General features: G+C 69.2%; 26 protein-coding genes. 9 read left to right on the forward strand and 17 right to left on the reverse strand.

Features of this window, described 5'->3' with window-relative positions; genetic code table 11:
- Positions 1–20: 20 nt before the first annotated feature.
- A complete protein-coding gene (gene ggt / locus ACWH43_RS23045; RefSeq protein WP_158445148.1) occupies positions 21–1,757 on the reverse strand; it encodes a gamma-glutamyltransferase in 1,737 nt (578 codons plus the stop codon).
- A gap of 174 nt (positions 1,758–1,931) precedes the next feature.
- Between ggt and ACWH43_RS23050 the strand changes: the two genes are divergently transcribed.
- Genes ACWH43_RS23050 through ACWH43_RS23060 form a run of 3 tightly spaced genes read left to right on the forward strand, consistent with a single transcriptional unit; the run spans position 1,932 to position 3,959 of the window.
- Entirely contained in the window at positions 1,932–2,492 is a 561-nt protein-coding gene (locus ACWH43_RS23050) for a LemA family protein (protein ID WP_260349609.1), read from the forward strand.
- A 25-nt stretch (positions 2,493–2,517) separates the two neighbouring features.
- Entirely contained in the window at positions 2,518–3,354 is an 837-nt protein-coding gene (locus ACWH43_RS23055) for a TPM domain-containing protein (protein ID WP_448153651.1), read from the forward strand.
- On the forward strand, positions 3,354–3,959 hold the full coding sequence (locus ACWH43_RS23060; protein ID WP_158448399.1) for a TPM domain-containing protein: 606 nt from the start codon (positions 3,354–3,356) through the stop codon (positions 3,957–3,959). Before ACWH43_RS23055 ends, ACWH43_RS23060 begins: the two co-directional genes overlap by 1 nt.
- A 19-nt stretch (positions 3,960–3,978) precedes the next feature.
- Here the strand turns inward: ACWH43_RS23060 and ACWH43_RS23065 are convergent, their stop codons facing one another.
- The 11 genes from ACWH43_RS23065 to acnA all read right to left on the reverse strand — a co-directional run bounded on the left by ACWH43_RS23065 (position 3,979) and on the right by acnA (position 14,527).
- A complete protein-coding gene (locus tag ACWH43_RS23065) occupies positions 3,979–4,743 on the reverse strand; it encodes a DUF1223 domain-containing protein (protein ID WP_260349591.1) in 765 nt (254 codons plus the stop codon).
- A 66-nt stretch (positions 4,744–4,809) separates the two neighbouring features.
- Positions 4,810–5,745: a lipid A biosynthesis lauroyl acyltransferase gene (locus tag ACWH43_RS23070; protein WP_158445001.1), complete on the reverse strand. Its 936-nt coding sequence runs from the start codon at positions 5,743–5,745 to the stop codon at positions 4,810–4,812.
- A gap of 156 nt (positions 5,746–5,901) precedes the next feature.
- Positions 5,902–6,924, reverse strand: coding sequence for a zinc-binding dehydrogenase (locus ACWH43_RS23075; RefSeq protein WP_158445002.1), 1,023 nt, complete (start codon positions 6,922–6,924; stop codon positions 5,902–5,904).
- A gap of 16 nt (positions 6,925–6,940) precedes the next feature.
- Positions 6,941–7,225: a type II toxin-antitoxin system RelE/ParE family toxin gene (locus ACWH43_RS23080; protein ID WP_158445003.1), complete on the reverse strand. Its 285-nt coding sequence runs from the start codon at positions 7,223–7,225 to the stop codon at positions 6,941–6,943.
- A complete protein-coding gene (locus tag ACWH43_RS23085; RefSeq protein WP_158445004.1) occupies positions 7,222–7,464 on the reverse strand; it encodes a CopG family ribbon-helix-helix protein in 243 nt (80 codons plus the stop codon). Before ACWH43_RS23085 ends, ACWH43_RS23080 begins: the two co-directional genes overlap by 4 nt.
- A 55-nt stretch (positions 7,465–7,519) precedes the next feature.
- The gene (locus ACWH43_RS23090) at positions 7,520–8,266 is read right to left on the reverse strand and encodes an SDR family NAD(P)-dependent oxidoreductase (protein ID WP_158445005.1); all 747 of its coding nucleotides are present in this window, start codon (positions 8,264–8,266) and stop codon (positions 7,520–7,522) included.
- 13 nt (positions 8,267–8,279) lie between these two features.
- Positions 8,280–9,560, reverse strand: a complete 1,281-nt coding sequence (locus ACWH43_RS23095; protein ID WP_158445006.1) for a beta-ketoacyl-ACP synthase — start codon at positions 9,558–9,560, stop codon at positions 8,280–8,282.
- Between the two features lie 12 nt (positions 9,561–9,572).
- Positions 9,573–10,721 (reverse strand): beta-ketoacyl-ACP synthase, encoded by a 1,149-nt coding sequence (locus ACWH43_RS23100; protein WP_260349588.1) that lies wholly within the window; start codon positions 10,719–10,721, stop codon positions 9,573–9,575.
- Positions 10,718–11,182 (reverse strand): 3-hydroxyacyl-ACP dehydratase FabZ family protein, encoded by a 465-nt coding sequence (locus ACWH43_RS23105; protein ID WP_158445007.1) that lies wholly within the window; start codon positions 11,180–11,182, stop codon positions 10,718–10,720. The genes ACWH43_RS23100 and ACWH43_RS23105 overlap by 4 nt, the downstream gene beginning before the upstream one ends.
- Before the next feature lie 128 nt (positions 11,183–11,310).
- A complete protein-coding gene (locus ACWH43_RS23110) occupies positions 11,311–11,592 on the reverse strand; it encodes an acyl carrier protein (protein ID WP_158445008.1) in 282 nt (93 codons plus the stop codon).
- A 235-nt stretch (positions 11,593–11,827) separates the two neighbouring features.
- On the reverse strand, positions 11,828–14,527 hold the full coding sequence (acnA, locus tag ACWH43_RS23115) for an aconitate hydratase AcnA (RefSeq protein WP_158445009.1): 2,700 nt from the start codon (positions 14,525–14,527) through the stop codon (positions 11,828–11,830).
- Between the two features lie 259 nt (positions 14,528–14,786).
- Here acnA and ccmA point away from each other — a divergent pair, with 259 nt between their 5' ends.
- Positions 14,787–15,380, forward strand: a complete 594-nt coding sequence (gene ccmA / locus ACWH43_RS23120) for a heme ABC exporter ATP-binding protein CcmA (RefSeq protein ID WP_158445025.1) — start codon at positions 14,787–14,789, stop codon at positions 15,378–15,380.
- A 217-nt stretch (positions 15,381–15,597) separates the two neighbouring features.
- Complete coding sequence (ccmB, locus tag ACWH43_RS23125) at positions 15,598–16,266, forward strand: heme exporter protein CcmB (RefSeq protein WP_158445010.1); 669 nt, start codon at positions 15,598–15,600, stop codon at positions 16,264–16,266.
- Here the strand turns inward: ccmB and ACWH43_RS23130 are convergent.
- A complete protein-coding gene (locus ACWH43_RS23130; RefSeq protein ID WP_158445011.1) occupies positions 16,254–16,475 on the reverse strand; it encodes a hypothetical protein in 222 nt (73 codons plus the stop codon). The genes ccmB and ACWH43_RS23130 overlap by 13 nt on opposite strands.
- A gap of 314 nt (positions 16,476–16,789) precedes the next feature.
- On the opposite strand from ACWH43_RS23130, the gene ACWH43_RS23135 reads away from it, so the two are divergent.
- From ACWH43_RS23135 to ACWH43_RS23145, 3 genes are read left to right on the forward strand one after another with little or no spacing between them, the layout of a single operon-like run.
- Positions 16,790–17,557 (forward strand): heme ABC transporter permease, encoded by a 768-nt coding sequence (locus ACWH43_RS23135; RefSeq protein WP_260349587.1) that lies wholly within the window; start codon positions 16,790–16,792, stop codon positions 17,555–17,557.
- On the forward strand, positions 17,554–17,742 hold the full coding sequence (gene ccmD / locus ACWH43_RS23140; RefSeq protein ID WP_158445012.1) for a heme exporter protein CcmD: 189 nt from the start codon (positions 17,554–17,556) through the stop codon (positions 17,740–17,742). Before ACWH43_RS23135 ends, ccmD begins: the two co-directional genes overlap by 4 nt.
- On the forward strand, positions 17,739–18,365 hold the full coding sequence (locus tag ACWH43_RS23145) for a DsbE family thiol:disulfide interchange protein (protein ID WP_158445013.1): 627 nt from the start codon (positions 17,739–17,741) through the stop codon (positions 18,363–18,365). Before ccmD ends, ACWH43_RS23145 begins: the two co-directional genes overlap by 4 nt.
- 183 nt (positions 18,366–18,548) lie before the next feature.
- Here the strand turns inward: ACWH43_RS23145 and purQ are convergent, their stop codons facing one another.
- From purQ to purC, 4 genes are all read right to left on the reverse strand, one after another.
- Positions 18,549–19,241, reverse strand: a complete 693-nt coding sequence (gene purQ / locus ACWH43_RS23150) for a phosphoribosylformylglycinamidine synthase subunit PurQ (RefSeq protein WP_158445014.1) — start codon at positions 19,239–19,241, stop codon at positions 18,549–18,551.
- 4 nt (positions 19,242–19,245) lie between these two features.
- The gene (purS, locus tag ACWH43_RS23155; protein WP_158445015.1) at positions 19,246–19,488 is read right to left on the reverse strand and encodes a phosphoribosylformylglycinamidine synthase subunit PurS; all 243 of its coding nucleotides are present in this window, start codon (positions 19,486–19,488) and stop codon (positions 19,246–19,248) included.
- A gap of 84 nt (positions 19,489–19,572) precedes the next feature.
- Positions 19,573–20,160, reverse strand: coding sequence for a hypothetical protein (locus ACWH43_RS23160; protein ID WP_158445016.1), 588 nt, complete (start codon positions 20,158–20,160; stop codon positions 19,573–19,575).
- Between the two features lie 41 nt (positions 20,161–20,201).
- On the reverse strand, positions 20,202–20,996 hold the full coding sequence (gene purC, locus ACWH43_RS23165) for a phosphoribosylaminoimidazolesuccinocarboxamide synthase (protein ID WP_158445017.1): 795 nt from the start codon (positions 20,994–20,996) through the stop codon (positions 20,202–20,204).
- A 321-nt stretch (positions 20,997–21,317) separates the two neighbouring features.
- Here purC and ACWH43_RS23170 point away from each other — a divergent pair, with 321 nt between their 5' ends.
- Entirely contained in the window at positions 21,318–21,641 is a 324-nt protein-coding gene (locus tag ACWH43_RS23170) for a DUF1476 domain-containing protein (RefSeq protein WP_158445018.1), read from the forward strand.
- Positions 21,642–21,730 lie beyond the last annotated feature (89 nt).

Below are 21,730 nucleotides of genomic sequence, written 5' to 3' on the forward strand. Positions count from 1 at the left end.
GGGTCGGGAGGCCGTCGGCCTCAATCCCCGATCGCCACGCCCTCGCGCCGTCCGTCGGCGCCGCCGAGGAAACCTTCCGGGGTCTTGACGATGACCTGCGTGCCTGAGGTCATCTCCATCAGCCGGACCTTGTGGCCCTTCGCCTCGAGCGCCGGCTTCCAGGCTTCCGCCTCCGTGCCCGCCTCCAGCTCGGTCGGGCCGTTGCGGCTGCCGAAATTGCCGAAATCCGCGGCCTGCTGCGGGTCCATGCGCCAGTCGAGCAGGGCGACCAGCGTCTTGGCGACGAATTCGATGATCTGGCTGCCGCCCGGCGAACCGACGACGGCATGGAGCCGGCCGAAGGCGTCGAAGACGAGCGTCGGCGCCATGGAGGAGCGCGGGCGCTTGCCGGGCTCGACGCGATTGGCGACCGGCTTGCCGTCCGCCTCCGGCGCGAAGTCGAAGTCGGTCAGCTCGTTGTTGAGCAGGAAGCCGGCCTTGGTCATCAGATGCGAGCCGAAGCCGCCTTCGATCGTCGTCGTCATCGCCACGGCGTTGCCTTGCGCGTCGACGACCGAGATATGGCTGGTGCCGTGCTCGACGCTGTCCGAAGGGGCGAGCAGCCCGGCCCGCCGATGCGGCGGATCGCCGGCCTGCGCCTTGCCCATCGAGCGCCCGGGGTCGATCAGCGCGGCGCGGGAGCGGATATAGTCGCGGTCGAGCAGGCCGCGCACCGGCACGGCGATGAAGGCCGGGTCGGCGAGATAGAGGTTGCGATCGGCGAAGGCGAGGCGGCCGGCCTCGCTGAACCAGTGGGCGGCTTCCGGCCCCGGCCCCATCCGCCTGAGATCGACGGATTCGAGCATGCCGAGCATCTGCTGGACGGCGACGGCGCCCGAGCTCGGCGGACCCATGCCGCAGAGCCGCCAGACGCGGTAGCCGCCGCAGACCGGCGCGCGCTCCTCGACCCTGTAGGCGGCGAGGTCGTCGAGCGTGATGTCGCCGGGATTGCCCGGATGCTCCGCCACGGTGGCGACGATGTCCTCGGCGATCGGGCCTTTGTAGAGCGCGTCGGCGCCCTGTGCGGCGATGGCGCGCAAGGTCCCGGCGAAAGCCGGATTCTTCAGCAGGGTGCCGACGGCCTTGGCCCGCCCGTCCGCCTCGTAGAAGAGGGCGGCGGCGCGCGGGTTCTTCGGCAGGTCCCTGTCGCCGGCCAGCAGGCCGTTGAGGCGCGGCGAGACGGCGAAGCCATCCTCGGCCAGGCCGAGCGCGGGCGCCACCAGATCGGCCCAGGGCAATCTCCCCCAGCGGCGATGGGCCTCCTCGAGCAGCTTCAGCGTTCCCGGCACGCCGACCGAGCGGCCGCCGATCACGGCCTCGTGGAAGGGCATCGGCCGGCCGTCCCTGATGAAGCGGTCCGGCCTGGCGGCGGCGGGCGCCGTCTCGCGCCCGTCGAGCGTCGTCACCTTTCCGGCGGTCTCGTCCCAATGCACGAGGAAGGCGCCGCCGCCGATGCCGGAGCTCTGCGGCTCGACGAGATTGAGCACGAGCTGGATGGCGATGGCGGCATCGGTCGCGCTGCCGCCGGCGCGCAGAATCGCGCGGCCCGCCGCCGCGGCGAGCGGGTTGGCGGTCGCGGCCATGAAACGCTGCGCCGTCGCCTCGGTCTTGGCGATCCTGCCGGTCGCGGCCTCCGGAGCGGGGGCGAGCGGCTGGGCGAGCGCGGCCTGGGCGGCGAGGAGCGCCGCCGGCAGCAGGGCGAGCGGGAAAAAGCGCATGCAGGGCCTCCGCGACGATATTCGCCACAGAATAGGCCATTCCTTGTGGCCTGACAGCTTGGTCCAGTGCGGCGCGACAGGTAAAGTCGCGAATCGAACAGCCACGCAACCGTGCCAAAAGGGGTTTTCGGCATGACGTTCTCCGCCCAGCTACGCCGCCCGCTGGCCTGGCTCATGCTCGGCCTCATCGGCCTCGCGCTCGCCGGCTGCGGCTACAACAACGTGCCGACGCTCGAAGAGAAGGCGAAGGCGGCGTGGTCCGAGGTCCAGAACCAGTATCAGCGGCGGTCCGACCTGATCCCCAACCTCGTCGAGACGGTGAAGGGCTATGCGGCGCAGGAGAAGGACGTGCTGACGGCCGTGATCGAGGCCCGCGCCAAGGCGACGCAGGTCAAGGTCGACGCCTCGACCATCAGCGATCCGGCCAAGTTCAAGGAATATCAGGACGCGCAGAACCAGCTCACGGGGGCGCTCGGGCGGCTTCTGGTCACGGTGGAGCGCTATCCCGAGCTGAAGTCGAACCAGAACTTCCTGGCGCTGCAGTCCCAGCTCGAGGGCACGGAGAACCGGGTCGCCGTGGCGCGGCGCGACTATATCCAGGCGGTGCAGGACTACAACACCGAGATCCGCACCTTCCCGGGCGTGATCTGGGCCAAGCTGTTCTGGGGCGCCAAGCCGATGGAGACCTTCACCGCGACGGCCGGCGCCGACAAGGCGCCGAGCGTGAAGTTCTGAGGTTGTGACGGACCGGGCGGGAGCGGTGCGGAAGGGGGCCGTCGCGCGCGGCGCCAGGCGGGGCTGGAGCATTGTCCTGCTCCTCGGCCTGCTCTTCTGCATCGCGCCGGCCTTCGCCGCCGACCCGACCTTTCCCGCCCTGACCGGGCGCGTCGTCGACGACGCCAACATCATCGCGCCGGAGGCGCGGCAGCGCATCGCCGACAAGCTCAAGGCGCATGAGGACAAGACCTCGGACCAGGTCGTGGTCGCGACGGTGCCCTCGCTGCAGGGGCTGACCGTCGAGGATTTCGCCAACGGCCTGTTCCGGCACTGGCAGATCGGGCAGAAGGCGAAGAACAACGGCGTCCTGCTGCTGGTGGCGCCGAACGAGCGCAAGGTGCGCATCGAGGTCGGCTACGGCCTCGAAGGCGCGCTCACCGACGCGCTCTCCAAGGTCATCATCACCACGGCGATCGCGCCGAAGTTCAAGGCGGGCGATTTCGCCGGCGGGATCGAGGCCGGGGTCGATGCGATCCTGACCATCCTGGCGGGCGACGCCGAGGAATGGCAGCGCCGGGCCAAGGTCCGCTCCGACGAGAGCTCGCCGGCGGAGGACATCGCGGTCTTCATCGCGATGGTGCTGATCTTCTTCTTCATCGTCGCCTTCCTGCGCGGCCTCAACCAGCAGGGCAGCGGCGTGCGCCGGCACCGGACGCGCGACGGCCGCTGGATCGTGCTGCCGCCGAGCAGTTCCGGCTGGGGTTCCGGCTCCGGCTGGGGGGGAGGCGGCTGGGGCTCCGGCGGGGGCGGCTTTTCCGGCGGCGGCTTTTCGGGGGGCGGCGGCTCGTCGGGCGGCGGCGGGGCTTCGGGAGACTGGTGATGGATGCCGCGGACAGGGAGGCGATCGCCGAAGCGGTGCGGCGCGCCGAGACCGGCACGGCCGGCGAGATCGTCGTCGTCATCGACCGGGCGGCATCGAGCTATCGCAACGTGCCGGTGGTGATGGCGCTGGCGCTGGCCCTGCTGGTGCCCTGGCCGTTCATCTCGCTCAGCGCGCTGAGCGCCCAGCGCATCTTCATGATCCAGCTCTTCTGTGCCGTCGTCCTGCTCGGGGCCCTGCTCTGGCGCGGGCGCGGCGGCCGTTTCGTGCCGGGCTTCGTCAAGCGGCGCCGGGCCCATGACGCGGCCCTGCGCGAGTTCACGGCGCGCGGGCTGACGCGGACCCGAGGGCGCACCGGCGTGCTGCTCTATGTCGCGCTGCAGGAGCGCTATGCGGAGATCCTGGTCGACACCGGCATCGACGGGCTGGTCGAGCAGAAGACCTGGAACGACATCATCGAGCCGCTGCTGGCGGCGGCGCGGGAGGACAGGCTGACGGTGGGGCTGATCGCGGCGGTCGACGCGGTCGGTGCCGTGCTGGCGCGGCATGTCCCGCCGGTGCCGGACGACGTCGACGAATTGTCGAACAAGGTGATCCTGCTCTGAGGCGACCCGCCCGCGCCGCTCAGGGCGTCGCCCTGCCGCGCGCGGCGCCGAGGATGGGGCCCGGCATCATCCCGTATTTCCCGGGCTGCTCGGCCTGGACGACGACCACATAGCCGTCCGCCTCGGGCGCCCGGGTGGCGCTGAGCGGGGCCGTGATGGTGGTTTCCTTGCCGTCCCAGTCGCCGACGCGGACCATGCCGCGCACCACATTGGCATAGGACAGGGTCTTGCCCTGGTTCTCGCCGCGCGTGACCGGCACGGAGGCGAGATGCGTCGTCGGCAGCACCCAGACGCCGGCGGGGTGCTGCGCCGCCTCGCCGGCAGGGGCAAGCCTGATCTCGAGATTGCCGTTCTCCTCCCGCAGGCCGACCCGCACCGGGAAGCCGCCCGGCGCGACGTGGCGGATCGTCTTCTCGACCTCGCTCTTGTCGGAACCGACCAGATGACCGGCGCCGTTGACGACGAGCTGCGGGGTGTAGACCTGCCCGTCGCCGCGGGCCTTGGCATAGAATTTCTGGCGCTTGGCGAAGGAATCCTTGCCGAGCGTGTCCTTCCAGCCGAGATAGTCCCAGTAGGTCACCGGCAGAGTCAGCGCGATCAGGTCGGGGTCCTTGGCGAGCTCGACCACTAGCGCGTCGGCCGGCGGGCAGGACGAGCAGCCCTGGCTGGTGAAGAGCTCGAGCAGCGCCCGCGGCTGCTTGCCGGGCGTCTGGGCATGACCGGCGGCGACCCCGAACGACAGGGCCGCGATCGTCACAGCGAGGAGGCGCTTGCCGGGGACCATCATCGAACTCTGCGGAGAACTCCTTTTAGCGAGGTTACCAAACCCCCCCTTGCCGGCATTTGGAAATCACGTTGCCTTGAAAACAGGCGCCGTCGCGCGGCCGTGATCGGATTTCGCCAGCGCGGCCGCCGATATCATCTTCGGCCGCCAGCGCCGGTGCATCCAGAGCCATTGCTCGGGATATTCACGCACCCAGCCCTCGACGACCGCCGTCATCATCGCCATGGCGCCCTGGACGTCGATCTCGCCGTTCGCATCGCGCGGCAGGTCGAGCGGCGGCGTCAGCTCCAGCCGGAAGCGATGATCGGGCAGGCGGATGACGCGCACGCCGTGCACCGGGCATTCGAAACGGCGGGCGAACTTGCCCATGATCGGGTTGGTCAGGGCCGGGCGGCCCATGAAGGGGACCACGACGCCGCGGGTGAAATGCTGGTCGATCAGCATGCCGAGATGGCCGCCCTTCTCCAGCACCCCCTGCATGGCGAAGGCGGCGCCCTGCTTCGCTGCGGCCAGCCCGCCCATGGCGCCGGAGCGGATCTCGTGGACGACCGCCGCGATCGCCGGGTCGTTGGGGGCCCGGAAGACGGCGGTGGTCTCGAGGTCGTAGGCGGCGGCGCAGATCGCCGGCAGCTCCCAGTTGGCGAGATGGGCCGAGAAGATCAGCCCGGGCCTGCCGTCGTCCTTGAGCGCGATGAAGTGCTCGATGCCCGTCACCTCGACGCGGGAATCGGCGCCTGGATTATGGTAGTCGTAATCGAACAGCGTCTTGAGATGGGCGTATTCGGCGGCGGTGCGGCCGAGATTCTCCCAGGCGGCGCGGGCGATGCGCCTGACTTCGGCCTCGCCCTTCTCGGGAAAGGCGGCGCGGATATTGGCGAGCGCGACGCGGTTGACCGGGATCAGCGGGCTTGCGGTTTTGAGCAGCCAGCCGCCGAGATCGCTGGAACGCGCGGGACCCAGCAGGCGCAAGCCCGCGAACAGCATGCGGATCACGCTGATCATCGCCGCCGCGCCCGCGCGCGCGGCGATTGCCTTCAATCGTCTCAAGGTCGGTCCAGCCTCAATCGCCCGTGCCGAGAGCAAGACCGGGCCTGAAACGGGCGATCTGGGGCAGGAATGCGCCCGCGTCAAGTCTTGCGCCGGCGCGGGACCGCCTGCTCAGAAGGCGATGACGACCTTGCCGAAGACCTGGCGGCCTTCGATGCGGGCCAGGCCCTTCTCGAATTCGGCGAGCGGGAAGACCGAATCGATCACCGGCTTCATGCCGCCGGCCATCTTCTCCAGCGACTGGGCGATGTTTTCGATGCGGCAGCCGAAGGAGCCGGTGATGCGGTATTGCTGCTGGAAGAGCTGCATCAGGTTGATCGTGGCCGAGGGGCCGGAGGTCGCGCCGCAGGTGACGAGCCGGCCGCCCCGCTTCAGGCAGAGCAGCGAGCCGTTCCAGGTGTCGGCCCCGACATGCTCGAACACGACATCGACGCCCTTGCGGCCGGTGAGCTTGCGCACCACGCCCTCGAAGCGGTCCTCGCGATAGTTGATGACGTGGTCGGCGCCGAGCGCCCTGGCCTTCGCCCCCTTCTCGTCGTCGCCGACGGTCGTGTAGACCGTGCAGCCGATCGCCTTGGCCATCAGGATCGCGGCGGTGCCGATGCCCGAGCCGCCGGCATGGACGAGCACGGATTCGCCGGGCTCCAGCTTCGCATTGTCGAACAGCATGTGCTGGACGGTGCCGAAGCCGATCGGCGCGCAGGCGGCGTCCTCGAAGGAGACGCCTTTCGGCGCCTTGATGGTCAGGCGGGCCGGGCGGTTCAGCAATTCGCGGGCGAAGCCGTCGATATGGAAGCCCATGATGCCGGCGACGTTCTCGCAGAGATTGTCGCGGCCATCGCGGCAGGCCTTGCACTGGCCGCAGGTGTCAGCGCCATAGGCGGTGACGACGTCGCCGGAAGCGAAGCCGGTCACACCCTCGCCGACGCAGACGATCTCGCCCGCGGCCTCGACGCCCGCCGCCTGCGGCATCTTTCGCTTGGCGAAGGCCATGCCGCGAAAGCCCCAGAGGTCGAGATAGTTGAGCCCGACAGCCTTGATACGGATCTGCACCTCGCCCGGAGCGGGCGGCGGCGGCGGCTCGATCTCCTCGAGACGGAGGTCACGGTCGCCATGGAGCTGGAGGGAACGCATGAGGATTCGCATTCTTTCAGAGCTTGTCCGGCCATTGCCGGGAGGTATGGAAAACAGCGAGGATTTCGACGCGGCCGTCGCGGACACGGTAGGGCAGGATGTAGGGCGTTCCAGTCAGGACGAACTCGCGGGTCCCGTCATTCCTGCCCGGTCGACCGATGTCCGGGTGGCTTGTGAGCATGGCGGATCGCTTCTCGAGCAGATCGACGAGCGCCGCTGCTGCAGGCCGGCTTTCCCTCGCGACGAACGCGAATACCTGATCGAGCTCACGCAGCGCGCGCTTCGTCCAGATCAGCTTCACTCGGTCAAGGCCCTGTATTTATTGAATACCGCCTCGACCTCCTCGTCCGTCGCGAACGCGCCGCGATCCGCTTCGGCGATGCCCTCCCTGATCCGCTGGATCTGCCAGGCGTTCAGCTCGACATAATCCTGGATCGCCTTCGCCGCGATCCAATTCCGCGAGCGGTCGGTATCGGCGGCGAGCGCGTCGAGCTTGGCGAGCATCTCGTCGTCGAGGCGGATGGTGAAGGCTGCCGTCATGTCGGTTCACTCCGGTTCGGAGTGAACCGTACCACAAAGGGCGTTCTCGGTCGATTCAGCGATGCACGCCGAGCTGCGCCGTCAACCCGCCGTCGATCGGCAGCACGGTGCCGCTGACATAGGCGGCGGGCTCGCTCATCAGGAAGGCGGCGAGCCCGGCCACCTCCTCCGGCTTCGCGAAGCGGCCGGCCGGGATCTGCGCCTGCATCTTGTCGCGATAGGCGGCATAGGGCGCCATCATGTCGGTGTCGACGAAGCCCGGCGCGATCACGTTGACGGTGACGCCGCGCTTGCCGGTCTCAATGGCGAGCGTCCTGGCATAGGAGATCAGCGCGCCTTTCGAGGCGGCATAGGCGGCGTTGCCGGCATTGCCGCGCAACGCCGCGACCGAGCCGATGGCGACGATCCGGCCGGCGCGGGCGCGGATCATGGCGCGCATTAGGCTCTTGGCGAGGCGGGTGAAGGCCCAGAAATTGACCTGCATCGCGGCTTCGGCCCGGTCCTGGTCGATCATCGCGGCGAGCGAATCATAGGGCTGGCCGGCATTGTGGACGAGGCCGAAATAGCTCTCGCCCTCGCGTGCCTCGCAGAAGGCGTCGAGCGCGGCCTTGTCGGAGAGGTCGAGGGGCAGGGCGCGGACGGCGCGGCCGGGATGGGCGGCTGCGATCTCCGCGGCCAGCGCCTGCGCCTGGTCGGCGGAGGTGCGGAAGGTGAAATCGACATCATGCCCCGCTGCGGCGAGCGCGCGCACGATCGCGGCGCCAACGCCCTTGGCGCCGCCGGTCACCAGGATCTTGGTCATGACAGGGTCCGGATCATGCGGCTTCCGGCGGGGCCGTCAGCACGAGGCAGGTATTCTGGCCGCCGAAGCCGAAGGAGTTCGACAGAACCGTCCTGACCCTGGCCTTGCGGGCCTGGTTCGGCACGACGTCGAGCGCGATGGCCGGGTCCGGATTCTGGTGATTGATCGTCGGGGGGAGCGTGCCGTTGGCGATGGTCAGGAAGGAGATCACCGCCTCGACCGCGCCGGCCGCCGTCAGCGTATGGCCGATCATCGACTTGTTCGAGGAGATCGGCAGGCTCGCCATGCGCTCGCCGAAGACGGCGGCGCAGCTCATCGCCTCCATCTTGTCGTTCTCCGGCGTCGAGGTGCCGTGGGCGTTGATGTAGTCGACATCGTCCGGCGTCAGCCCGGCATCGGCCAGGGCGTCCTGCATGGCGAGGATGGCGGGCTTGCCGTCCGGGCTGGAGCGGGTGCGGTGGAAGCCGTCGCCGCGCTCGCCGCAGCCGGCGACGACGCCGAGGATGGTGGCGCCGCGCGCCAGCGCGTGGTCGTAATCCTCCAGCACCAGCGCGCCGGCGCCCTCGCCCATGACGAAGCCGTCGCGGTTCTTCGAGAACGGCTTGGCGGCGCCTTCCGGCGGGTCGTTCTGGGTCGAGAGGGCCGAGAGCAGCGAGAAGCGGATCAGCGCCTCGGCATGGATCGAGCCGTCGGTGCCGATGCAGAGCGCGGCCTGCGTGTCGCCTCTCCTGATCGCCTCGACGCCCATCTGGATCGCGGTCGCGCCCGAGGAGCAGGCGGTCGAGAGCGAGATCGGCGAGCCCTTGGTGCCGAAGCGGTCGGCGATGTGGTCGGCGACGCCGCCGAAGACGAACAATTCGTGCATCGCCCGGTAGCGGCCGGTCTCGGCGGCGCGCAGCAGCCCGTCATAATCGACCGCGCCCGCGATGCTCCGGGCGATCTCCTGCTTCTGCGGCCATTCCATCTCGACCGGCGGAACCGCCATGAAGAGCTCGCCGGGGAAATCGCCGGAGCCGCCGAGGCCGCTCTGGGCGACGGCTTCCTCGGCCGCCAGCGTTGCCAGCTTCTCGGAGAGCTGCGGAGCGGTGAAGGGCTCGTCGAACAGGAAGTCGACCGTGCCGCCGATGGTGGTGCGCAAGCCCTCGGTCGGGAAGCGCTCGATGCGGTGGATGCCGGATTTGCCTGCCGTCAGCGCCTGCCAGTTCGTCTCCTTGCCCTGGCCGAGCGAGGTGACGACGCCCAGCCCGGTGACGGCGACGATCGGGCGGCCCTTGGCGTCTCGATGCGTGGTCATGGCTTCAACCCCTCACGCGTGAACCAGATGCGCGGCGCCTTCGCCGCGCCAGTGGCCGGCGCCGGTGACGACGGCCTGCTGCGCCTGCCCGGTCGAGAGCGCGATCGCCGCGAGGGCGACGGAAACGGGGAAGGCGGCCTCGACGCCGTGGCCGACGAGATCGCCGGTGGCGACCCGCTTCGCGGCCGGAGCCGCCTTGGCGAGCGCATGCGCTTCCTCGGCGGTGATGCGGGCGCAGCCCGTCGCCGCCGAGACGGCGAGCGTGTCGGGCCCGAGGGAGCCGAAGCCGCCGACGAGCTCCGTCAGCGCCGCTTCGACCGTGCCCGGAGCCCGCCGGCTGCGGGCGGCGCCCACCCGGTTCAGCCTGGCGTGGACCTTCGCACCGCGCGCGGCGGCGCGCTCGGCCGATTCCAGCACGAGGAAAGCGCCGGCGCTGCCGGTGATCAGGCCCGGCGCGTCCTCGCGGGCGAAGACCGGGGCAAAGCCGCCGCGGCGCAGATAGCCGCCGAGCTCGAGCAGCAGCAGCATGTCGCGGCGCTCGGCATTGTAGGCGCCGCCGACCAGCATCAGATCGGACTGGCCCGAGGCGATCCGGGCATGGGCGGTGCGGATCGCGTCGACGCCGGCCTGCTCCTCGCCCATGAAGGTGCGCGAGGGGCCGGTGATGCCGTGCACGATGGCGATGTTGCCGGCGAGCAGGTTCGAGAGCTGGGCCAGGAAGAGCGTGGGCCTGAGGTCGCTCATCAGGCGCTCGTTGAGATAGGCGCCGGGCGCGCTCGCGTCGCGCAGCCCGGTGAGAATGGCGGAATCGACGGCATGGTCGCGCTCGCCGCCGCCAGCGGCGACGATGACCTGCAGCGTGCTCCTGGCCTCGGCGTCGTCCTTGATCCCGGCGGAATCGAGCGCGAGCCCGGCGGCGTAGACGCCGAGGCGCTGCCAGGGTTCCATCTGGCGCTGGTCGGATTTCTTCGGAATCTGTCGGTCGAGCTCCAGCGCGGCCAGCGGATGCAGCGGATAGGGCTTGAAGCTCTCGGTATCGACGACCGGCGGGCCGCCGGCCGCGAGCGCCGCGGCATGGGTCTCGACGCCTTCGCCGAGGCTGGAGGCGATGCCGATGCCGGTGATGACCACGTCCCGGCGGTTCAGCGTCATATCGCTCATGGAGCAGGCTCCGGCTTCAGGCCGATGGCTTCGATGCGGCCCAGCATGAGGGCGCGCATGTCGGCGGGGAAGGGCATCAGGCGGAAGCGCAGCTCGGCGTCGCAGATCGGCTTGCCGTTGCTGGTCAGCTTCGCCTTGGTGGCGGCGTAGCCCGAGCCCTCGACGACCAGCTCGGCGCTGGCCTCGAGCTCGGTCTCCGGCGCGACGAAGGTGCGGAAGCGCGCCCTGTCGACGGTCATCAGGAAAGGCATCTGGGAGAGCCCGTTGAGGCCGAGGAGGAGATAGCCCGAGGCCTGGGCCATGGTCTCGGTCAGCAGCACGCCCGGGACGAGCGGATGTCCGGGGAAATGGCCTTCGAAGACCGGGCTCGCGCTCGGGACCGTCGAGCGCGTGACGATGCGCTTCTGCGACGGATCGAAGGCGACCACCTTGTCGATCATGTCGAAATATTCGAGCCGCATGCGATCCCTGACTGTGATGGGCGCCGGAACGACGCGAAGCCGCGACACGGACCGCTTGATCCGCATCGCGGGGTCAATGCTCTATCGGGAGCGGCCCGCCGGCTCAAGGGCCGGCGACGACGGGATGCTTACGCCTTCTTGGCGGCGACCAAGTCGTCGATGCGCTTGCAGAGGTTCTCGAGCACGAAATACTGCTCGGCCGGCGCCTTGCCCTCGTTGACCTCCTGCGTCCACTGTTCCAGCGGCAGCTTGATGCCGAAGGCCTTGTCGATCGCGAAGGCGATGTCGAGGAAGGCCAGCGAATCGATTCCGAGATCGTCGATGGCATGGCTCTGCGGCGTGATCTTCTCACGCGGAATATCGGAGGTTTCTGAAATGATGCCGGCGACCGTCTCGAAGGTGGCGGACATGCGGGTACTCCCGTCTATTATCTGTGATGGCGGACGACATCCGAGCGCGGGATGAGTTCCCGTCGCCTGCCCCAAGTCTCCGCCGAGGATGACTGGTCGGCCCCCTTACACCGCGCCGGGCGCGAGGACAACCGGGACCGGGCTTGAATAGGAACATGGCCGGTTTGCACCGGCCATGCCGTTGGAACGCCGGTCGGCGAAGGCCGCCCCCGGGGCGGCCTTCGGGATGGGGTGCCTACGCGGCCAGGCCGCGCAGCACGTATTGCAGGATGCCGGCGTTCTTGTAGTAGTCGATCTCATCCAGCGTATCGATGCGGCAGAGGATCGGCACCTTCTTCACCGTGCCGTCGGCATAGGTGATCTCGGCTTCCATCATCTGGCGCGGCTTGACGTTGGCCAGGCCGTGGATGGTGACCATCTCGTCGCCCTTGAGATCGAGCGAGGCCCAGCTCGTGCCTTCCTGCAGGGTGAAGGGCACGACGCCCATGCCGACCAGGTTCGAGCGGTGGATGCGCTCGAAGCTCTGGGCGATCACGGCCTTGACGCCGAGCAGGTTGGTGCCCTTGGCCGCCCAGTCGCGCGAGGAGCCGTTGCCGTATTCGACGCCGGCGAAGATCACCAGCGGCACCTTCTCCTGCTTGTAGCGCATCGCCGCGTCGTAGATCGGCAGCTCTTCCTTCGAGGGATAGTGGATGGTGTAGCCGCCCTCGCGGCCGTTCGGGCCGAGCATGTGGTTGCGGATGCGGATATTGGCGAAGGTGCCCCGCATCATCACCTCGTGGTTGCCGCGGCGCGTGCCGTACTGGTTGAAGTCGGCGACCGCGACGCCGTGCTCGGTCAGGTACTGGCCCGCCGGCGAGGCGGCCTTGATCGAGCCGGCCGGGGAGATGTGGTCGGTGGTGATCTTGTCGCCGAACAGGCCGAGGATACGGGCGCCCTTGATGTCGCCGATCGGATCCGGATTCCGGTGCATGCCCTGGAAATAGGGAGGGTTCTGCACATAGGTCGAGGAATCGTCCCAGGCATAGGTCTCGCTCCTGGGCGCGTCGACCGCCTGCCAATGGGCGTCGCCCTTGAAGACGTCGGCGTATTTCTCCTCGAACATCGCACGGGTGACGTTCTGCTGGATGAAGCTCTGGATCTCCTTGTTGGAGGGCCAGATGTCCTTCAGATAGACATCCTTGCCGTCGGAGCCCCGGCCGAGCGGCTGCGTCGTCAGGTCCATCTGGACGGAGCCCGCGAGCGCATAGGCGACGACCAGCGGCGGCGAGGCGAGGTAGTTCGCCTGCACGTCGGGCGAGACGCGGCCTTCGAAGTTGCGGTTGCCGGAGATGACGGCGCCGGCGATCAGCCCCTTCTCGTTGATCGTCTTCGAGATCGGCGCCGGCAGCGGTCCGGAATTGCCGATGCAGGTGGTGCAGCCGAAGCCGACCAGGTTGAAGCCGAGCTTGTCGAGATCGGTCTGCAGGCCGGACTTGGCCAGGTATTCCGCCACGACCTGCGAGCCGGGCGCCAGCGAGGTCTTGACCCAGGGCTTGACCTTGAGCCCCTTCTCGACGGCCTTGCGGGCGAGCAGGCCCGCCGCCATCAGCACGGAGGGGTTCGAGGTGTTGGTGCAGGAGGTGATCGCCGCGATGACGACGTCGCCGTGCCCGAGGTCGAAGTCTTCGCCTTCAACCGGCACGCGGCGGGAGAGCTCGCCGCCCTTCTTGTAGTCGGTCTCCATGGCGGCGGCGAAGCCGGCCTTGACGGCACCGAGATCGACGCGGCCCTCGGGGCGCTTCGGACCGGCCATCGAGGGCTGCACCGTCGAGAGGTCGAGCTCGAGCGTGTCGGTGAAGACAGGATCGGCGGTCTCGCGGGTGGCGAACAGGCCTTGCGCCTTGGTATAAGCCTCGACCAGCGCGATGCGCTCCGCCTTGCGGCCGGTCGTGGTCAGGTAGTCCAGCGTCTCGGCATCGACCGGGAAGAAGCCGCAGGTCGCGCCGTATTCCGGGCCCATATTGGCGATGGTGGCGCGGTCGGCCAGCGTCAGGTTGTAGAGGCCGGGGCCGAAGAACTCGACGAACTTGCCGACGACGCCCTTCTTGCGCAGCATCTGGGTGACGGTGAGCACGAGGTCGGTGGCGGTGATGCCTTCCTTGAGCGCGCCGGTGAGCTTGAAGCCGATCACCTCCGGCAGCAGCATCGACTGCGGCTGGCCGAGCATGGCGGCCTCGGCCTCGATGCCGCCGACGCCCCAGCCGAGCACGGCCAGGCCGTTGACCATGGTGGTGTGCGAATCGGTGCCGACCAGCGTGTCGGGATAGGCGACCTCGACCTCGGCGCCGTCGATCGTCTCACGCCGGGTCCAGACGGTCTGGGCGAGGTATTCGAGATTGACCTGGTGACAGATGCCGGTGCCCGGGGGCACGACGCGGAAATTGTCGAAGGCGCCCTGGCCCCATTTCAGGAACTTGTAGCGCTCGGCGTTGCGCTCGTATTCGAGCTCGACGTTCTTGGCGAAGGCCTTCGGCGAGCCGAACTCATCGACGATGACCGAGTGGTCGATGACGAGGTCGACCGGGACGAGCGGGTTGATCTTCTGGGCGTCGCCGCCGAGCGCCTTGACGCCGTCGCGCATCGCGGCGAGGTCGACCACGGCGGGGACGCCGGTGAAGTCCTGCATCAGCACGCGGGCCGGGCGGAAGCCGATCTCCTTGCCGGCCTTGCCCTTGTCGTCGAGCCAGGCGACGAAGGCCTTGATGTCGTCCTTGGTGACGGAGCGGCCGTCCTCGAAGCGCAGCAGGTTCTCGAGCAGCACCTTCATCGAGAAGGGCAGCTTCGAGATGCCGGGCAGCCCGTTCTTCTCGGCGTCGGGCAGCGAATAATAGGTATAGCTCTTGCCGCCGACATCGAGTGTCCTGCGGGCCTTGAATGAATCGAGCGAAGCCATGTCGGCGATATCCTGATCAAGGGGTTGCGGTCGCGACCGGCATGTCCTCAAGGGTTTCTTCCCTTGCGGACGCTGCCGTTCGAAGGCCTAATGCGCGTGACGCGCGCGCCGCCCCGGGAGTGCCCGAGCCCCGCGCCGGATCGGCGTGCGGCGTAGCCGCGGGTTCTATAGAGCAATTCCAAGAAGCGCGCTACATGAACGAAATGTGGTCGAATGCATCGGCGGCAATGCTGCCTTGACGCAAACTCCGGTCCCGAATCTGCGGCTCCATGTCGAGAACCTGTCCTGCCGCCGCGGCGGCAGGCTGATTTTCGAGGGGGTGAGCCTGTCGCTGGGCGGTGGCGAGGCGCTGGCGCTGACCGGCCGCAACGGCGCCGGCAAGTCGAGCCTGATCGCCATGCTCTGCGGGCGGCTCCGGCCCGATGGCGGCAGCATCCGCATCGACGGGGCGGATGAGGCGGAGCTCGGCGAGCTCAGCCACCTCGTCGGCCATCGCGACGGGCTCAAGACCGCATTGACGGCGCGCGAGAACCTCGCCTTCGCGCAGGACCTGCTGGGCAGTCCGGCGGCCTCGCCCGAGGCGGCGCTCGCCGCCGTCGGGCTCGCCCATGCGTCCGCCCTGCCGGTCGGCTATCTCTCGGCCGGGCAGCGGCGGCGGGTGGCGTTGGCGCGGCTGCTGGTCTCGCGGCGCCCCTACTGGCTGCTCGACGAGCCGATGTCGGCGCTCGACGCCGCTTCGCAGGCGATGCTGGCCGGGCTGATGCGCGATCATCTGCGGGCGGGCGGGGCCATCCTCGCCGCGACGCATGGGCCGCTCGGGCTGGACGCGCGCGAATTGAGGATCGGGCCATGATGGCGGTGCATGCGGTCCTCGGCCGTCATTGCGGGGCATCGCCCTCGGGCCCGGCCTGTGGTCGGCCCACGGATAGGCTCCGCGACGAGCCCGGCACCGACGAACACCGTCCGGCGATCACCGGCGGCGACGTTCGTCTCGCCTGTCCCGGCTTTCCCCGTGCGCATGGGTTCCGGGCTCGCCCCCGTGGGGCGCCCCGGAATGACGGGGGGTGTGCGTGACCGGCGCCTTCCTCGCCATCCTGAAGCGCGACCTCGTGCTTGCCGCGCGCGCCGGCGGCGGCGGCGAGCTCGCGCTCGTCTTCTTCCTGACGCTCGTCGTTCTGGTGCCTTTCGCGCTCGGCCCGGATCTCAACCTGCTATCGCGGCTGGGGCCGGCGATCCTCTGGCTCGGGGCGCTGCTCGCGGTCCTGATCGGGCTCGACCGGCTGTTCCAGCACGACGAGGAGGACGGCTCGCTCGAATTGATGCGGATGTCGCCGCTGCCGCTCGAGGGGGCGGTTCTGGCCAAGGGGCTGGCGCATTGGCTGACGACCGGCCTGCCGCTGGCGCTCGTCTCGCCGCTGCTCGGCCTGCTGGTCGCGCTGCCGGGGGAAGCCATGCTGCCCCTTGCCGCGACGCTGCTGGTCGGCACGCCGGCGCTGAGCTTCATCGGCGCGGCCGGCGCGGCGCTGGCGGCGAGCCTGCGCCGCGGCGGGCTGATCGTGCCGGTGCTGGTCGCGCCGCTGACGATTCCGGTGCTGATCTTCGGCGTTTCGGCTTCCAACGCCGCGCTGGGCGGAACGGTGCCGTTCCGCACGCCGTTCCTGATCCTGACGGCATTGTCGCTGGCTGCGGTCGCGGTCGGGACGCTGGCGGCCGCGGCGGCGCTGCGTCAGCCGGAGTGAGGGTGGTCCTCCTGATGCCCGAGCTCGACGGCGCAGCCGCATTGCGCCGCGAGACGGGCGACGGTCGCGGCGATGGCGTCGAGGTCGGCGTCGTCGACGGCGTGCTCGCGCTGGATCTCCTGCGCCGTGGCGTAGACGTCGACGACGAGCGACAGGCCGGCCTTCGAGCGGATCGCCAGCTCGACCTTGCGCTGGATCGCATCGGACAATCGCACTTCCATGGCGCTTCCCCCCGCATCTGATCGCGAACCGTAGAGATCATGCCTGCGCCCCGCAAGCGGAGAGTTCTAAATCTGTAATATATTCAATGCGATACGGCGATTCGGATGACGTAACGGAGCCTTTCCCCCGGCGTGGCTGAAAGGCCAGGCTTTGCAAGAGCTTGTCGCGGCGCAGGCGGCGCTGCCGCGAGCAGCTTCGTGATGTCGCAGCCGGAAACGGCGCATTGCTTGAAACGCGCCGGCATTGCTATTGCTGCGGCAATCCGGCCTGGAGGCAGGCGCGGGACGAGTTTGCGGATGACATGGCCAACCTGATCGACCTCGCCAACCCGACGCGCTTCATGCGCTTCTCCGCCGCGCTGCTGCCGTGGCTCGCGGGGGTGTCGGCGCTGCTGCTCGCCGTCGGCTTTTATCTCGCCTGGTTCGTGGCGCCCCCCGACTATCAGCAGGGCGAGACCATCCGCATCATGTTCGTGCATGTGCCGGCGGCCTGGCTCGCCATGATGTTCTACGCGATGATGGCGGTCTCGGCGCTCGGCACGCTGGTCTGGCGCCATCCCCTCGCCGATGTCGCACAGAAGGCGGCGGCGCCGATCGGCGCCTGCTTCGCGCTGGTCTGCCTGGTCACCGGGGCGCTCTGGGGCAAGCCGATGTGGGGGACCTACTGGGTCTGGGACGCCAGGCTGACCTCGGTGCTGGTGCTGTTCCTGATCTATCTCGGCATCATCGCGCTCTGGCGCGTGCTGGACGAGCCGTCGCGGGCCGGGCGGGCGGTCGCGATCCTGACGCTGGTCGGCTTCGTCAACGTGCCGATCATCAAGTTCTCGGTCGATTGGTGGAACACGCTGCACCAGCCGGCCTCGGTCTTCCGCATGGGCGGCTCGACCATCGACGGCTCGATGCTCTGGCCGCTGCTGGTGCTGGCGCTGGGCTTCACCCTGTTCGCGCTGACGCTGCACATGGCGGCGATGCGGGCCGAGATCATGCGCCGGCGCGTGCGGACGCTGACGATCCTCGAGGCCGAGCGGCTCGACCGGCTGGCGGCTCGGGCGGGGAGCGCCCCGGCATGAGCGCCCTGATCCAGAGCCTCGGCCCGCATGCCGGCTTCATCCTGGCCTCCTATGCAGCGGTCGCGGTCATCCTTGCCGGGCTGACCCTGGCGATCGTCCGGGACCATTGGGCGCAGAAGCGGGCGCTCGCCGCGCTGGAGCAGCGCGGCGCCGGGCGGCGGCGCCCGGGCGGAGAGGCGCCGTGAGCGCCGCCGAGGCCGAGCGGCAGACGCCGCCCGGGACGGACGAAGCCGCGCCCCGGCGCCGGTCTCCGCTGCTGTTCCTGGTGCCGCTGATCCTGTTCGGGGCGCTCGCCATCGTTTTCGGCATCGGCCTGTTTTCGGGCGATGCCAGCCGCGTGCCATCGGCGCTGATCGGCAAGGCCGCGCCGGCGATCGCGCTGGCTCCGGTCGAGGGGCTGATGCGCGACGGCGAGCCGGTGCCGGCCTTCGGCAATGCCGATCTCGCCCGGGGGCGGGCGGCGCTGGTCAACGTCTTCGCGAGCTGGTGCGCGCCCTGCCGGGTGGAGCATCCGGTGCTGGTCGGGCTCTCGCAGACCGACGCGGTCCGGCAGGGCAAGGTCGCGCTGGTCGGGATGAACTACAAGGACGAGGCCGAGAACGCCCGCCGCTTCCTCGGCGCTCTCGGCAATCCGTTCTCCGCCGTCGGCGCCGACAGGGGCGGGCGCGCCGCGATCGAATGGGGCGTCTACGGCGTGCCCGAGACCTTCCTGATCGGGCCGGACGGGCGCATCCTCGACAAGCATGTCGGCCCGCTCGACGAGCGGGCGGCCGGGCGAATGCTGCAGCGGGCGCTGAAGGGAAATTAGGGCGCGCTTCGCCTTCCATGAAGCGCGGTCATCCCGGACAAGCCGCGAAGCGGCGCCGATCCGGGATCCATGCCTGAATCTTTATCGGAAACGTTCCGGCATGGATCCCGGCTCAAGCCCGGGATGACCCGCGTTTCATCGCCAAAGGAGTGCTCTCGGTCGCGTTCCGGAAGAACCGGATGTTCAGGCCGCCTTGGCCGCGACCAGGCTTTCGAACAGGCCGCGCCCGTCGGTGCCGCCGACCAGCGAATCGATCAGGTTCTCCGGGTGCGGCATCAGGCCGAGCACGTTGAAGCCCGGCGAATAGATGCCGGCGATGTTGTTGAGCGAGCCGTTCGGGTTGGCCTCGGCCGTGACCTTGCCGCCGGCATCGGCATAGCGGAAGGCGACGAGGCCCTCGCCTTCGAGGCGCGCCAGCGTCTGCGCATCGGCGATGTAGTTGCCCTCGCCATGGGCGATGCAGACGTCGATCGCCTGGCCTTTGGCATAGGCGCGGGTGAAGGGCGTGTCGTTGCGCTCCACGGTGAGATGCTGGCGCTTGCAGACGAATTTCAGATGGGCGTTGCGGACGAGGATGCCGGGCAGGAGCCCGGCCTCGCAGGCGATCTGGAAACCGTTGCAGATGCCGAGCACATAGCCGCCGCGGGCGGCGTGCGCCCGGGTTGCGTCCATGATGTGGGCGCGGCCGGCGATGGCGCCGGTGCGCAGATAGTCGCCATAGGAGAAGCCGCCGGGCAGCACGACGAGATCGGTCCCGGCCGGCAGCTCGGTATCGGCGTGCCAGACAGGGACGACCGCGGCGCCGGCCTGCTTCAGCGCCTTGGCGACGTCGCCGTCGCGGTTGGAGCCGGGGAAGGTGATGACGGCGGCCTTCATCGGCTCAGCCTCCGATCTCGACGCGGTAGTTCTCGATCACGGTGTTGGCGAGCAGCTTGTCGCAAGCCGCCTTGAGCGCGGTCTCGGCGGCGGCCTTGTCGGCGGTCGAGAGCTCGATGTCGAAGACCTTGCCCTGGCGCACCGCCTCGACGCCGTCGATGCCGAGCGACTTCAGCGCGCCCTCGATCGCCTTGCCCTGCGGATCGAGCACGCCGTTCTTCAGGGTGACGGTGACGCGGGCTTTCATGGGGATCTCCGGGCGCGGATTGTCATGGGGTGCCTTAGCGATGAATCGGGGCGGGCTCAACCGATTCCCGCGGTTTCACGTGAATCAGCGGCTGCGCCAGGCGGCTTCGGCGTCGCGCTTCGCCGCCTCGGTGTCGTCGCTGACGGCGAGGGCGACGACGAGGCGGTCGCCCATGCGTCCGTAGAGGATGGCCGCGACGCCCTGCCGGGCGGGCGCGTCCTTGGCGCGGATGGTGACGAGAATGCCCCTGGCGTCCTGCGAGTCGAAGCGGGCGTAATCGGTGACGCTGCCTTCGGGCTTCGGCTTCGGCGGCTTCCTGCCGGCGCGGCGCAGCTCCGCGGCCCTGGCCGCCGCCTTTTCCCGATCGAGCCGCGCGAAGGAGCGGGCGAGCTCCGCCGGCTTCTCCGACAGCGCCTGCTCCATGCGCCGCGCCTCGGCGCCCTCGAAGGCGACGACGGCCGCAAAGCCCTGGCGCGCGCAGGCGTCGCGCGGGCAGAACGCCATGGAACGGGCTTCGAGCCCGTCATTCAGCACCCAGGCGCCGATCGGCAGAGGCTGCCAGCCGGCCGAGGCCGGCAGATCGGCGATCGGCGCGCCATAGCGCTCGGCGCAGGCGCAGAGGAGGAGCCCGGCCGCGAGCAGCAGGGGCGCGACATGAAAACGGGAGCGCATGCGCTCCCGCTTCGATCGCGATCGGGGCCGGGCGAAGGCGCTCACTTCACGAGGCGCGGGCCGCTCTGGCCGGGATTCTCGTTCTCGCCCAGGATGCCGAGGCGGCGGGCGACCTCGGTATAGGCCTCGATCAGGCCGCCCATGTCGCGGCGGAAGCGGTCCTTGTCGAGCTTGTCCTTGGAGCGGATGTCCCAGAGCCGGCAGGAATCGGGGCTGATCTCGTCGGCGACGACGATGCGCATCATCTCGCCCTCCCAGAGCCGGCCCGTCTCCATCTTGAAGTCGACGAGGCGGATGCCGGCGCCGAGGAACAGGCCGGAGAGGAAGTCGTTGACGCGGATGGCGAGCGCCATGATGTCGTCGATCTCCTGCGGCGTCGCCCAGCCGAAGGCGGTGATGTGCTCTTCCGAGACCATCGGGTCGTTGAGCGCCTCGTTCTTGTAGTAGAACTCGATGATCGAGCGGGGGAGCTGGGTGCCCTCCTCGAGGCCGAGCCGGGTCGCCAGCGAACCGGCGGCGACGTTGCGGACGCGCACCTCGAGCGGGATGATCTCGACCTCGCGGATGAGCTGCTCGCGCATGTTCAGCCGGCGGATGAAATGCGTCGGCACGCCGATGTCGTTCAGGTTCGAGAAGATGTGCTCGGAGATGCGGTTGTTGAGCACGCCCTTGCCGTCGATCACCTCGTGCTTCTTCGCGTTGAAGGCGGTGGCGTCGTCCTTGAAATGCTGGATCAGCGTACCGGGCTCGGGTCCTTCATAGAGGACCTTCGCCTTGCCTTCGTAGATGCGACGGCGGCGATTCATGGGGATGTACCGTGGCTTGAGGAAATCCAAAGGTCGGCCCTTCTCTGGACGCGATGGGGTCGCGGCGGGATCTTGGCCCCTGATCTGCCGGTCGGGGCCGGTCCCGGCGATCCGTGGGACCGCGGACCAGCGCCTGGCCGGCTTCGCGCATTGCGCCGGAGGGCGCATGCGCCTGCTATATGGAGTGTCTCGCCCGCAAACGCAACAAATCGGCTGCACGGCCCTCCGGGAAGCTTAAGAGCTCCTGAAACCCGTCCTTCCCGCCATGGGAGAAGCTGGCCCTCGCCGCCGCGACCGCCTATATGGAGCGGACGACGCCCTTTCACGCCCCGTACAGGAGCCAGACGCCGCATGACGACCTTCGACCAGCGCAAGGACGCCTTCGAGAACAAGTTCGCCCATGACGAGGAGCTGCGTTTCAAGGCGACGGCGCGGCGCAACAAGCTGCTCGGGCTGTGGGCGGCCGAGAAGCTGGGCAAGAGCGGCGCGGATGCCGAGGCCTACGCCAAGGCGGTCGTCGTGGCGGATTTCGAGGAAGCCGGCGAGGAGGACGTGCTGCGCAAGGTCAAGAACGACTTCGCCCAGGCCAATGTCACGGTCGCCGAGGCGGAGATCCGCCGGGTGATGGCGGAATTGCTGATCCAGGCCGCCGAGGAGATCCAGGCGGGCCGCTGACCGCATCCCGGTCCGCGCAAGGCGATGTTGAAACGGGCGCATGGGCGCCCGTTTGCTTTTTGGGGCCGGGCCGGTCCAATTTGCACCGG

This window comes from Allobosea minatitlanensis, assembly GCF_964020775.1.

Coding starts and splice junctions, on each gene's coding strand:
- ggt (WP_158445148.1), bottom strand. CDS start 1,757: ATGCGCTTTTTCCCGCTCGCCCTGCTGCCGGCGGCGCTCCTCGCCGCC.
- ACWH43_RS23050 (WP_260349609.1), top strand. CDS start 1,932: ATGCTCGGCCTCATCGGCCTCGCGCTCGCCGGCTGCGGCTACAACAAC.
- ACWH43_RS23060 (WP_158448399.1), top strand. CDS start 3,354: ATGGATGCCGCGGACAGGGAGGCGATCGCCGAAGCGGTGCGGCGCGCC.
- ACWH43_RS23065 (WP_260349591.1), bottom strand. CDS start 4,743: ATGGTCCCCGGCAAGCGCCTCCTCGCTGTGACGATCGCGGCCCTGTCG.
- ACWH43_RS23070 (WP_158445001.1), bottom strand. CDS start 5,745: ATGATCAGCGTGATCCGCATGCTGTTCGCGGGCTTGCGCCTGCTGGGT.
- ACWH43_RS23075 (WP_158445002.1), bottom strand. CDS start 6,924: ATGCGTTCCCTCCAGCTCCATGGCGACCGTGACCTCCGTCTCGAGGAG.
- ACWH43_RS23085 (WP_158445004.1), bottom strand. CDS start 7,464: ATGACGGCAGCCTTCACCATCCGCCTCGACGACGAGATGCTCGCCAAG.
- ACWH43_RS23090 (WP_158445005.1), bottom strand. CDS start 8,266: ATGACCAAGATCCTGGTGACCGGCGGCGCCAAGGGCGTTGGCGCCGCG.
- ACWH43_RS23095 (WP_158445006.1), bottom strand. CDS start 9,560: ATGACCACGCATCGAGACGCCAAGGGCCGCCCGATCGTCGCCGTCACC.
- ACWH43_RS23100 (WP_260349588.1), bottom strand. CDS start 10,721: ATGAGCGATATGACGCTGAACCGCCGGGACGTGGTCATCACCGGCATC.
- ACWH43_RS23105 (WP_158445007.1), bottom strand. CDS start 11,182: ATGCGGCTCGAATATTTCGACATGATCGACAAGGTGGTCGCCTTCGAT.
- ACWH43_RS23110 (WP_158445008.1), bottom strand. CDS start 11,592: ATGTCCGCCACCTTCGAGACGGTCGCCGGCATCATTTCAGAAACCTCC.
- acnA (WP_158445009.1), bottom strand. CDS start 14,527: ATGGCTTCGCTCGATTCATTCAAGGCCCGCAGGACACTCGATGTCGGC.
- ACWH43_RS23135 (WP_260349587.1), top strand. CDS start 16,790: ATGGCCAACCTGATCGACCTCGCCAACCCGACGCGCTTCATGCGCTTC.
- ccmD (WP_158445012.1), top strand. CDS start 17,554: ATGAGCGCCCTGATCCAGAGCCTCGGCCCGCATGCCGGCTTCATCCTG.
- purQ (WP_158445014.1), bottom strand. CDS start 19,241: ATGAAGGCCGCCGTCATCACCTTCCCCGGCTCCAACCGCGACGGCGAC.
- purS (WP_158445015.1), bottom strand. CDS start 19,488: ATGAAAGCCCGCGTCACCGTCACCCTGAAGAACGGCGTGCTCGATCCG.
- ACWH43_RS23160 (WP_158445016.1), bottom strand. CDS start 20,160: ATGCGCTCCCGTTTTCATGTCGCGCCCCTGCTGCTCGCGGCCGGGCTC.
- ACWH43_RS23170 (WP_158445018.1), top strand. CDS start 21,318: ATGACGACCTTCGACCAGCGCAAGGACGCCTTCGAGAACAAGTTCGCC.